The organism is Nonomuraea sp. NPDC004702 (assembly GCF_053601695.1).
This window is the reverse complement of sequence record NZ_JBSGCE010000141.1, coordinates 1-11,475: the sequence shown is the minus strand read 5'-3', so window position 1 is coordinate 11,475 and position 11,475 is coordinate 1. Positions and strand designations below refer to the sequence as shown.

Below are 11,475 nucleotides of genomic sequence, written 5' to 3'. Positions count from 1 at the left end.
GGCAGTTCACCAAGTACGGCCTGATCGTCACCGTTGTCACCGTCGCCCTGGTGGCGCCGTATCTGTGGCTGCGCTACCTGATGTGACGGAGCCGCGGTCTCGTCCGTCTGCCTCGGGCGGGCATCAGCGGCCTTGCCCTGGCGCACCAGCTCGCCATCCCAGGGGGGCGAGGCCGTGGTGGTCGAGCGGGCCTCCGGGCCTCGCAGTCAGGGATACATGATCGACTTCTTCGGTCCGGAGCTGGAGGCGGTCGAGGCCATTGAGCTGCTGGCCGCGTTCGAACGGGTGGCCTACCACTATGACGAGGGGCATCTGGTCGACCGGAACGGCAACCCCCGCGCCACGCTCCGGACCAAGAGCTTCTCGCGAGGCATGCTCATGAGCCTCCTCCGCCCGGACATCGAGGCGGTACTGCGGGAGAGCTTTCCGCCCAAGGTCGAGCTGCGCTATGGCGCGGCCCTGACCGGCGTGGCCAACCGCGCCGGCGGTGTGATGGTGACCCTCCAGGACGGCACTGTTCTGGAGGCCGATCTGCTCGTGGGCGCCGACGGGATCCATCCGACCGTCCGCCGGCTGGTCATCGGGCCGGAGGAGCGCTACCTACGCTACCTGGGCCTGCACACGGCGGCGTTCACCCTCGACGCGCCGGACGTGCATGCTGCCACAAGGCGCGCGTCCTGCCGCACCGACTCGGTCGACCGGCAGATGGCCTTCTACGCTCTGCGTGACGGCCGCGTCGCCGCGTTCGCGGTGCACCGTAGCGCCGACCCCACGCTCCAGGACGATCCGCGGGAGGCGATCCAGCGGGCCTGCACCGGCCTCGGCTGGGTGACGCCACGCGCGCTGGAGCAGTGCCCGCCGGCTGGGGAGATCTGCTACGACCGCAGATCGAGATGCCCGAGTGGAGCGCCGGCCGCGTCGTCCTGCTGGGAGACGCCGCCTACGCCGTGTCGCTGATCGCCGGACAGGGCGCGTCGCTCGGCATCGCCGGCGCCTTCCTGCGCGCCGACAGGCTGGCGCGCGTACCGGCCATCGAGCGGGCCACCGCCGACTTCGAGCGCCTGCGGCGGCCCGTGGTCGAGGGGAAACAACGTAACGCCCGGTCGATGGCACGCTGGTTCCTGCCCTCCTCGCCGATGGATTTACGCGTCCGGCGCATTATGCTCGGCCTCACCCGGGTGTCCTTCGTCTCCGGCTACGTGACGCCCATCCTCGCCGGCAAGGACGTCAAACTCGCCGACGTCACGCGTCAGGCGTCCGGCACCCCCACCAGACCGGTGGTCGCGTAGCGCCGCAGGGCGGTTCATGACCTTTCCCTCTTTCGGTTCTTGCTTGGCGTCCGCATTCTGCCTGCCGGGCGACGGTCCCAGGAAACCGCCGGCATTGTGCCGCTGCTGACACCTGTGTCCTCGCCCGTGCCGGGACTGCGAGATCCTGTCCCTGATATCAGGAAGGACGGGGCACGTGAGAGAAGAGCCTGTCGAGCGGACCCGTCTCGGTCCGCGTGGCCGGGTGCTGGCCATGACGGCGGCGGCAGCGGTGGTGCTGGGTGTGCTGGCGGTCGCCGCACTGGATCGGCCTCCGGACTCCGGTTCCGGCGTCGGCCCGGTAGCCGTCACTGAGTCGGCACCGGCCATCGCCGAGTCGCCGGACGCGGGCGCGACGCACACCGTCGAGCCGTCGGAGGAGTCCGCGCAACCGACGCCGACCTGGGAGGGGCCGACGGTTCCGCCGATCGATGACTCCCTGGCCCGCGGTGTGGCGTCGGCGCCCGTCACGATCGTCGAGTTCGGCGACTTCAAGTGCGTGAACTGCGGAAGATTCGCCCGCGAGATCGAGCCCGAGCTGCGCCGCCGCTACATCGACACGGGTGTCGTACGGCTGTTCTGGCGCGACTTCCCAGCCCAAGGCAGCCAGTCCATGCGGGCCGCGATCGCCGGACGCGCGGCGGCTCGGCAAGGTAAGTTCTGGGCCTTCCACGACGCGGTCTACGCTGACCAGTCCGGTGGCCTCGGCGAGGAGAAGCTGCGCTCGCTGGCGGCCAGGATCGGCCTCGACATGGCCGCCTTCGACGCCGACCGCCGTGATCCGGCCCTGCGCGAGGCGGTGGAGCAGGATTTCGCCTTCGGCGCCCAGCTCGGCATGCCCGGCACCCCGGGGTTCCTGATCAACGGCACGTTCTTCTTCGGAGCCCAGCCGCTGTCGGAGTTCGTCAAGCAGATCGAGAAGGCCCGCCATGAGTGAGGTCGGGTACGCCGCTGCCTTCCTGGGTGGGCTGTTCGCCCTCCTCAGCCCGTGCAGTGCGTTGCTGCTGCCCGCCTTCTTCGCCTATGCCTTCCCCGGGAATGCCGCCCTGGTCGGCCGCACGCTTCTGTTCTACCTGGGCCTGTGCGCGGTGCTGGTCCCGCTGGGGATGGGCTCCGCACTGGTCACCGGGTTCTTCTACGGCCACCAAGACGTGTTGATCACGGCAGCGGGAGTGATGCTGATCCTGCTCGGTGTGCTGCAGCTGACGGGGCAGGGCTGGGCGATCGGTCCGCTGGAACGGCTGCGCGGCCATGTCCGCGGGGACTCGCCTGGTGCCGTGCTGGCGCTGGGCGCCGTCTCGGGGTTGGCCGGGTTCTGCGCCGGGCCGGTGCTCGGCGCGGTGCTCACCATCGCCGCCGCGTCCGGCAGCACGCTGCGCGGCGCCGTGCTGCTGGCTCTGTACGCGGCGGGCATGGCCGCGCCCCTGCTGGCTCTGGCCCTCGTGTGGCAGCGCTTCGACCTCGGCCGCCGGCGCTGGCTGCGCGGCCGTGGCCTGCGGCTCGGCGGCTTGCGCCTGCACACCACGACCGTGGCCTCCGGGCTTGTCTTCATCGTCCTCGGCGTGCTCTTCCTGGCCTTCGACGGCACCCGGACCCTGACGATGCCGATCCCCGAGGCATGGGAGGCCGGCCTCCAGCAGGCGGCGGCAGCCGTATCGGTGCCGGATCTGCTGGTGGTCGCGGGAGCAGGAGTCGCTCTGGGCGTACTCATTGTTCGGCGGCTGCGAAAAACAGGGAAATGATCACGCGGACCCTCCCTGGCCACAAACGGGCAAGACATGCAGACATCGCACGGCCGGCGGACGTCGCTCTGGTCGAGCTGGGTACGGCAGCTGAACGCCATGAACGCCGCCGCCCTCCTCCTGGTGCACCAGGACGAACCGGAGATTCTCGCGCTGCCGCCGAAAGCCCTCCATCAGGCCGTTGATGCCGTCGCCCGGCAGTCCGAACACGGTGTCCGCACCCCACTCGACCAGCCGGATGGCCAAGCTCTCGTCCACGATCTCGGGCATGCCGGCCCCCATCATCTCTCGGTCGAAGCGCGCGGTACCCCCAATTCCCCGCCCGATACAGGTCATGGGCTTCGATGGCGCTTTGGTGGCGCTCTCATGGCCCGGGAGGCCATGAGCAAGATCAGATCCGCCGTCACCAAGCCGCGAAACGTCGCCATGATCGTGGCTCTGCCGGCCGTGTACCTGCTCGGCGGACGTGCCCGCCACAGGTCACATCTCACGTGATGCGGGTCCGGCCGGAGTACGCCAGAAACCATGGGAGATGTGGCACCTGCCGCCCCCGGACCAGGAGGGGCGGCAGGTGGTGGAATCAGAGGTCCAGTCCGTAGTACTGGGCCAGATAGGCGATGACGTCGTCGGCGTGCGGCAGCAGTTCGGGCAGGCGCGCGGCGAGCGCCGCGCGGGTCGCGACCGCCAGGTCCGACGCGCGGGTCGCGGAGGTGCGGACGTACGGATCCAGGCGCTGGATCAGTTCGTAGTTGCTGTCGATGTTCTCCGCCCTGATCGCCTTCTCCAGCGGCGGCGCGCCGGGGGGCGGCACGGGCGGGAGCACCCGGCTGATGTAGGTCACCCGGTGCATGACCCGCCAGCAGGGCGGCTTGGCGACCGACTGGCGAGCCTGACGCAGCGCGGCGGCGTTGGCCTCGCTGCTGTTCGTCAGCCACATCGGGTCGACGACCTTGTTGTAGAAGTCGTCGAAGTTGGCGCTGCTCTCACCGAGGTAGAAGGTGAGGAAGCGGTAGGCGTCCACCTTTCCGGGCACGAGCACGGGCTTGCCCTGAGCGTTGAAGACGGGTTTGCCGTTGTCGTAGCGTTGCAGGTCGCCCGAGGGCGCGCACTCGACGGTCAGGCCGAAGCCTCGGCTGGCATCCTTGCTCCTGGCCCGCGTCACCGAGGTGCCGCCGGCGAAGGACGCCTCCAAGCCGAAGGTCGCGCCCTTCCCCTTGATCTCGAAGCCCACCTCGTAGGCGGCGCTCAGCGTGGCCTTGAACGAGTAGGAGCCGGTATGGGTCTCCGTGACCGCGTCCGTGGCCTGGGTGGTCTCGGCGAAGAAGCCGCCCTGGGCGGTCCAGACGTAGGTGTTGACCAGGTCGCGGTGGGAGAAGCCCTCGGGAATGGGGTTGGGGCTGGCGTCCCGCGCGGGCGGGGCGGGCGGCTCGCTGATGCCCATGGCGCGCAGGACCTTACGGGCCTGCTTGCCCGTGGGGTCGGCGTGGTGGGTCTCGGTGGAGACGCCCTCGTAGTAGGCGCGCAACCGCTCCTGCTCGCGGATGATCCTGCGCTTGAGCGCGTAGGCCTCCCGGGGCTTGAAGAAGCTGTACTGCCCGTAGTCGATGGCGGTCGGATAGTCGGGATCGCAGACCTTGCCGCGGTCGTTGAAGCCGACCGCGCCGTCCAAGGTGCCCTGCTTGGTGTAGCGAGGGTTGACCGGGAACGAGATGATGTTCCAGTCCTTGGGGATGTCGGGATTGGCCAGCATCCGGTAGGCGACCAGCGCGCCCGTGTGGGCCAGGCGCAGCGCGAAGACGTCGGCCGTCTCCGACTGCACCAGCGCGTATCCCATGTTGGCCGGCACGTAGCGGCGGCCGATGGCGGAGTTGAGCACCTTGGTGGCGTCCTCCAGATGGCCGGTGAGCCGCAGCTTGGACGCGCGCGTGGTGTTGACGCCCTGCGACACTTTCGCCTCGCTCGACCAGGCGTTGGAGAACTCAAGGCCGAACTTGAAGTTCCCGGTGTGGGTGACCTTCGCGATCGGCGTGGCGGTTCCCACGCCTCCGGGCGCGGTGATCGACAGGAGGTTCTCGGCGTTGTTGACGCTGAAGGCCACGTTGAAGGCGAAGTCGATGCTACTGGTGCGGTTGGACGACAGGCTGTAGACGACCTGGTTGGCCTCGTTGAACTCGACGCTGGAGGCGCCGGCCCACGAGTCCGCGCCGGTCAGGTTCTCCGACGGCACCGGAGGCGCGCTCTCGATGTAGCCGATGAGCTGCGGGTCGAACTGAACCTGGCCCACCCACTCCGACACCAGGCTGCCGACCTTGTACCCGGTGACGAGATGCCATCGCCCGTCACGCAGGTAGCCGTAGCAGCGCTTGAGCACGCCGAACGACACGCCCTTGGCCGTGCGCTGCGCGTCGGCGTACTCGCCCACGGCCGGGGACGAGGTGATCGTGTCGTGGAACGGGGTGCGGATGGCGGCCAGCGCCGAGCGCACCTGGGAGCTGTCGGTGGAGATGGGCGCGTTGGACAGCATCAGCGTGGGACGGGACGCGGGGAAGTCCAGGGAGTTGCCGCGCAGGCCCTCGTCACGGATCTGCTTGGAGGCGTCGGTGGTGGAGTCGCGGTCGAAGGGCCAGTAGGCGATGAGGTCCTGCTTGTCGCCCTGGAGCCGGGTGAAGAGGCTGTCCAGGATCTGCTCGGGGGTGCGCACGGTACGCCAGAGGCGCACCTCCTCCAGCTTGCCGCCGAACGGCTCGCTCACCGTCCCCCCGGACAGCCGGGCGGCCAGGGTGAGCTGCTGGTCGCCGTAGTCGCCGGCACCCGGGGCCGGGTCACAGGTGATGAGCTCGCCGTTGCGGTACACGCGAAGCCTGCTGGCGTTCTGGTCGGGGTCGACGGTCCAGACGGCGCGGCGCAGGCGAGCCGGGTAGGTGTTGCCGTCGTCGAAGGTGACGTTGCCGGTGTTCTCCTCGAATCCCCAGCGAGCCACCAGGCCCTTGTCGTGGCCGGTGACGGCCTGGCCGATCTGGGCGTCCTTGCGGGCCACCCGCCACAGCCTGACCTCGCCCAGCGAGCCGGACAGCGCGGAGACCTTGCCCGCGTCGCGGGCCAGCCCGATCGTCAGGCCTCCGGAGTTGCCCTGCGCACCGGGGCCGGTGTACCTCTCGGCGCCTGCCCCCTGGCCGTCGATGTAGAAGCGGATGTCCGTCCAGGGCTGGGAGTCGGCCGTCTGGGCCACGGAGGAGACCGCGACCTGGCGTCCCTGGCGGACCACGGCGACCCGATGGAAGGCGTTCGCGCCGATCGCCCCCTTGGACGTGAAGCGCACGACCTTGCCGTCGGGCTCCACGAAGGAGAACTGCAGCTTGCCGTCCCCCTGGACGCAGAGCTGGTACGGCACCCCGGTCCCCATCTCCGTCTCGCCCTTGGAAATCAGCCCCATGCGCTGGCCCAGCCGGTCGACCTTGAGGAACGCCTCGATGGTCAGATCCTCCGGCAGGTCGAGCGCCTCGTCCTTGTCGACCTCCAGGTACGCGCCGCCGGAGAACTGGATGCCCCACGACTGCTCGAAACCGGCCGCGAGGTGCGCCCACTCACCGCAGGGGAAGACGTCGCGGCTGCGGAGGATCCGGTTGCCGACCCCGGCCAGCACCTGGTGGCCCTTGATCGGGGACTGCACGGCCGACGGGCCGGGGAAGGTCCAGTAGCCGAGCAGGCCGGGCTCGCGGCCGGACAGCCGCTGGTTGCGTTCGATGGTGATCTCGGCCTCGGTCCTGGCCCGGCCGAAGACGCGCACCTCGTCGATCTCGCCGCTCAGGTACTCGGTGTCGAAGTTCCTGACGCCCAAGCGCATCGGGCCCTTGCCGGCGTACGGAGCGTTGGAGACGCGGCGGGCGACCTCGACGCCGTCGCGGTAGATGATCTGGGTGCGGGTGGCGTGCTCGTACACGGCGGCCCAGTGGTGCCAGTTCAGATCCGGGGCGCTCGCGGGGCTGTGCAGGTCGTCGCTGAACAGGCAGAAGCCGAAGGAGTTGTCGGAGGTGATCTGCAGGTGCAGGGTCCGGTTCTGCGCTCCGCCCATCTCGCCGTGGACCAGCAGTGGTTCGACGACCTTACGGGCGGTGCTGCGCCGGACCCACATCTCGATGGTGAAGTCCCGCCCGGCCAGGTCGATGCCGTCACCGAGCTCGTAGGTGTCCTCGGGGGCGCCCTTGAACACTCGCGCGGTCATCCGGGGCGCTTCCGAGAGGGCCAGCATGTACTGCGAGCCGCCGGCGTTGGCGTTCAGGATCCTGGCGGTGCCGGACACGGGCGAGGCGTGGACCCAGGCCTCCATGGTCAGGTCGCCGGTCGTCGTGACGCGGTCGAGCTGGGTGGCGGGCAGGCGCAGGTGCTGCTGGCGGCCGTCGAAGGAGTAGGTGCGGCCGGGCATCTCGCCCCGCCAGCGGCTGCCGTGCCCGGTGACCAGCTTCCTGGCCTTGCCGTTCGGCATGCTGGTGATGCTCCCGGGTGTGAGGGTGAGCAGTCGCGAGCCCGACGACAGCGTCGCCCCCTGCCGGGTGCAGGTGGCTTGGTCGTAGTCGTAGGCGATCAGGAAGACCTGCGCAGGGAACCTGATCGCCCCGCCGCCCGGGGCCAGGGTGAGAGTCTTCTCGCCCACGGCGTGCGGGGAGGCCGCGCGGAACCCGGTCCCGGTGCCGATCATGAGGTGGGCCCGCTCGGGCACGTCGACCACCAGCGGCTCGGCCAGCGTCATCGTGTCGCGGGCCGCTGTTGTGATCAAGCCGAGCTTGACCGGCTCGGCCGCGGTTCCGGCGAGGATGGCCGCCATGCGCGCGGTGTCGCGCGGCAGCGACTTCCAGACCTCGGTCTCATTACCGGCGGTGATGGTCAGGTCGCAGCGGCTCGGTGCGTCGCCGTCGGTCACCGTGATCGTGAACGAGCCGAGGTTGACGGCCGCGTCCTTGGCCGTGAACAGGACCGCGCTGCCGCCGCTGACCAGTTCCTGAACCGACGGCTTGACCTGGGTGTCCAGGTAGGCGGCGAAGAACTGGTCATTGGCGCCTCGGTAGTACAGCACGACATTGCCGTTGGCGCTGTCCAGCAAGGTGGGCGCGTCGGTGCAGCGGGCGAAGCCCAGCAGGGCGCCGGAGCAGCTCAGACCGGTGCGGTCGAGGTCGAGCAGCGGCAGGTTCACGGTCAGGTCAGGGTCGCCCTTGGCGGCGCCGGTCATCGCGGCGAGTTGGGCGCTGACCTTGGTCAGATCGGCCTTCTTGGCCGTCAGTCGGCGGTCCAGCTCCTCGATCCTGGTCTGCGCCCTGAGCGCCGTGTCCAGGGCGGCCTGGGCCCTCTGCAACTGGAGCTCGGCGTCCTTCAGCCGCTCTTCCCAGCCGTCGACCATGCCGGATGGGATCATCTTGATCTGGCCGAATTCCATCATCGTGGCGGCCCGCATCTGGCTGACCCTGCCCTGTGCGGAGCTGATCGCAAAGTTGGTGTGGCGGGCAAAGATCCTGACCCAGTCACCATCCGGCACCAAGTAGAACTGACAGCTCGCTTTGAAGATCCGCTGGTACTGGATGATGGACGCTCCGTCGGTGGTGCTGTCGCCCTGCACATTCATGTCTTTGCCGGACAGCACGTTCTTGATGAAGTAGACGGTCCGGCCGTTGTGGGTCTCGCCCGTCTCCTCGAACACCCACAGGCCGGAACGCGAGCTGCCGTCGACCACCTTGCTCAGGGGGGCCTCGTTGTCGAGGCTGTCGCCCCGGACCGTGATGTAGAGCTCCTGCCAGGTCTCCATGCTGTGGTTGAACCGCAGCCGATACCGCCAGGACGTCAGCTTGTCCTTCAGCCGGTCGATGGTCGTCTGAATAGACCTGACGAGACCGGCGAGGACGTCGCGCTTGTCGGTGTACTCGGACACCTTCGCGGCATCCGCCTTGAGCTCGTCGATGTCCTTGGGCAGGCTCAGGATCTCGGCCTCCAGCGAGGCGACCCGCTGCTCCAGCACGCTGATCGCGTCCAGATCCTGGCTGGCCGGGGGCCGCTGCAGCACCGGCAGGTCGAGGACGTCGTTCACCTGGGTCAGCCGTCCGTCGCGGCCCACGCCGAAGTCCAGGGTTGCCACCTGGGCCTCCTTGTCGCCGGTCGCCTTGGTGGCGAAGGCCAGGAGCACACGGGTGTGCATCTTGACCGGCTTGGGGGCGGTGCCGTACCCGGTGGTGGTGGACTGCTGCTGGTGGTAGACGACGGAGGCCAGCCCGGAGGCGACGTTCCTGCCCTTGACGGTGAAGCTGTCGCGGCGCACGCCCGGGTGGTCGCCCACGGGCGCCTGCGACGCCACCCACACCGAGGAGTGCGCCGTGCCGTGCAGGCCGTTGTCGCTCTGGTCGTGAACGACGGTGCCGAGGCCCTCGTCGAGGCGGTAGTAGGCGACCAGGCCGGGCTCGTTGCCGATGAGGCGGTGGTCGAGATCGCGCTTCAGCTCCGCCACCGGGCGCGCGCGGTCCCAGATGCGGACCTCGTCGATCTCCCCGTTGAAGAGCTTGCTCGGCTGGCCGTTGGTTTCCGTCGCGCCGATCAGGACCGGCGCGGCCTTCCCGGCCCGGTACGGCAGGCGAACGGTGGTGCTCGGCCGCCCGTTGATGTACACGGTCGCGTCGGCGCCGTCGAAGACCGCGGCCACGTGGGAGTACTCGTTGAGCGTGACGGTGTCGGTGGTGGCCACGGAGAAGGGCACGGCGTCGTGCGCGAGGAAGAGCGTGCCGTCTTGACGCGTCCCGAACTGGCAGGCCACGCCCTTGCCCAGGACGAGCCCGTCGTGGGCAGCCGGCTTGATCCACGCCTCGATCGTGTAGGGCCCGGCGCCGAACGCCAGGGCGGCCGGGCTGCCCAGGTCGACGCGGCCGGCCTTGCCGTCGAAGAGCAGCGCGGTCTCGGCGTGACCGGTCGCGCCCGCGACCGGCACCAGCTCGCGGTTGGTGAACGGGCACGTTCCAGGGCTGCGCTCGAAGACCGCGTCGCGGTACTTGGCGTCGGGGCTGGTGTAGAAGCGGGTGCCCTGGGTGTTGAACCAGCCGTCGGCGCCGCGCTCGACGTTGAAGGAGTCGACGCGTCCCGTGGCGTCGTTGTGCGCGAACACCTGCCAGCGCCACATCTCGTTCGTCGCGGTCGGCACGTGCACCGCGGTGAACCGGCCCTCCTTCAGGTTCCTGATGAAGGACAACTCCCTGGTCGGCTCGTAGAACGGCCGCCCTTCCATATCCTCGGTGCCCAGGGTGTCCTTGGCCGAGTCAGGCTTGGTGGCGTGACGGCTGCGCCGGTAGCGCACTTCGAGCACCGGCTTGAGCTTGCCGTCGACCAGCAGGAACCGGTCGACCAGCAGCGTGTCACGCACCAGCGGCACCTGCTTGCCGCCGCTGAGCACGTAGTCCTTCCTGGCCGCGTCGGCCGAGCAGCCGCCGCCGGTCAGCTTGAACACCGAGTCGCCGTGGCCGTCGCCGATCGACTGGCGTAGGACGATCACGTAGCTGCCGTCCGAGAGCACCTGGAACGGTGCAGCGGCCGACAGTCGCGCGGTCGTGGAGAGGAACGAGTCGATCTCGTCGGGTTCGAGCTGCTCGTCCTTCCCCGCCTCGATGCGGCCGCCGCGCTTGACCGTGGGCATCATCGTGGCGCCCGCGATCGCGTAGCCGACCTCGGTGATCTCGCGCGGGAACGGCAGTTCGGCCGGGTTGTCGGCCCAGTAGGCCGCGTCCAACTCTCCCTTGGCCGGATCCTGCTTGGCCAGATTCAGGACGTTGTAGACGATCCGCCGCGCCGCGTCCATCGCCAACGCCACAGTGGTGCCCTGATGGCGAACCATCGCCACGTACTTGTAAGCGCGGTCGCCGTACACCTTGACCATCGCATCCCCAGCCGCCATGACCACCCCTCCTCGCCCGCCGAAGCACCCTTGACGATGATCGGAAGCTAGCGCTAGGTCAATGTATTACCGTGGCCATATCCGGCCATCGCATGCGCCCCGCTCCACGCTTCGAGCGTCCTGGCGTCACAGCGACGGCTTGCTCTACCGAAGCGGATCCTGCCAGGTCAACGCCATGGCGCAGTTCCAGCGTCTGATTCGGTCCCAGCGTCGCCCCCCGCGCCATCGTTGAAATTCTCCGCATCCAATGCGTTCGCCGCTGGTGTCCGCGTCGGTGTGTCGGATCGCTGACGGTCGGCGTCCCGGAAATTCTGCAAAGAAATCCGGGAGGCGGTGTCGGGTCGGGGCGGTGGTGTTCGTAGCAGGGGTGAGGCCGCCCGCAGGGGGCGGCGCCACGGCGAAGGAACCGCGAGATGAAGCTGACGACCATGACTCAGGTCACCATCGACGGAGTGATGCAGGGAAACGGCGCCGCGTCGGATGACCGCGGGAACGGATTCGAGCGCGG

At 69.2% G+C, this 11,475-nt stretch carries 6 protein-coding genes; 4 read left to right on the top strand and 2 right to left on the bottom strand.

Translation table 11 applies throughout. The features are described 5' to 3' along the window. Nucleotides 1–174 precede the first annotated feature (174 nt). From ACWEJ6_RS53290 to ACWEJ6_RS53275, 4 genes are all read left to right on the top strand, one after another. A complete protein-coding gene (locus ACWEJ6_RS53290) occupies nt 175–957 on the top strand; it encodes a hypothetical protein (protein WP_452433355.1) in 783 nt (260 codons plus the stop codon). Next, complete coding sequence (locus ACWEJ6_RS53285; RefSeq protein WP_452433353.1) at nt 948–1,289, top strand: FAD-dependent oxidoreductase; 342 nt, start codon at nt 948–950, stop codon at nt 1,287–1,289. Before ACWEJ6_RS53290 ends, ACWEJ6_RS53285 begins: the two co-directional genes overlap by 10 nt. A 175-nt stretch (nt 1,290–1,464) precedes the next feature. Then, entirely contained in the window at nt 1,465–2,244 is a 780-nt protein-coding gene (locus ACWEJ6_RS53280; RefSeq protein ID WP_452433352.1) for a DsbA family protein, read from the top strand. Beyond that, nucleotides 2,237–3,049, top strand: coding sequence for a cytochrome c biogenesis CcdA family protein (locus tag ACWEJ6_RS53275; protein ID WP_452433350.1), 813 nt, complete (start codon nt 2,237–2,239; stop codon nt 3,047–3,049). Before ACWEJ6_RS53280 ends, ACWEJ6_RS53275 begins: the two co-directional genes overlap by 8 nt. Here ACWEJ6_RS53275 and ACWEJ6_RS53270 read toward each other — a convergent pair whose 3' ends face one another. Further along, nucleotides 3,050–3,319 carry a thiamine pyrophosphate-binding protein gene (locus ACWEJ6_RS53270; protein ID WP_452433349.1) on the bottom strand — a complete coding sequence of 90 codons (270 nt, stop codon included), beginning with the start codon at nt 3,317–3,319 and terminating at the stop codon, nt 3,050–3,052. A 310-nt stretch (nt 3,320–3,629) separates the two neighbouring features. Continuing rightward, a complete protein-coding gene (locus ACWEJ6_RS53265) occupies nt 3,630–10,967 on the bottom strand; it encodes a LamG-like jellyroll fold domain-containing protein (protein ID WP_452433347.1) in 7,338 nt (2,445 codons plus the stop codon). Nucleotides 10,968–11,475: the final 508 nt, after the last annotated feature.

Coding starts and splice junctions, on each gene's coding strand:
- ACWEJ6_RS53275 (WP_452433350.1), top strand. CDS start 2,237: ATGAGTGAGGTCGGGTACGCCGCTGCCTTCCTGGGTGGGCTGTTCGCC.
- ACWEJ6_RS53265 (WP_452433347.1), bottom strand. CDS start 10,967: ATGGCGGCTGGGGATGCGATGGTCAAGGTGTACGGCGACCGCGCTTAC.
- ACWEJ6_RS53270 (WP_452433349.1), bottom strand. CDS start 3,319: ATGCCCGAGATCGTGGACGAGAGCTTGGCCATCCGGCTGGTCGAGTGG.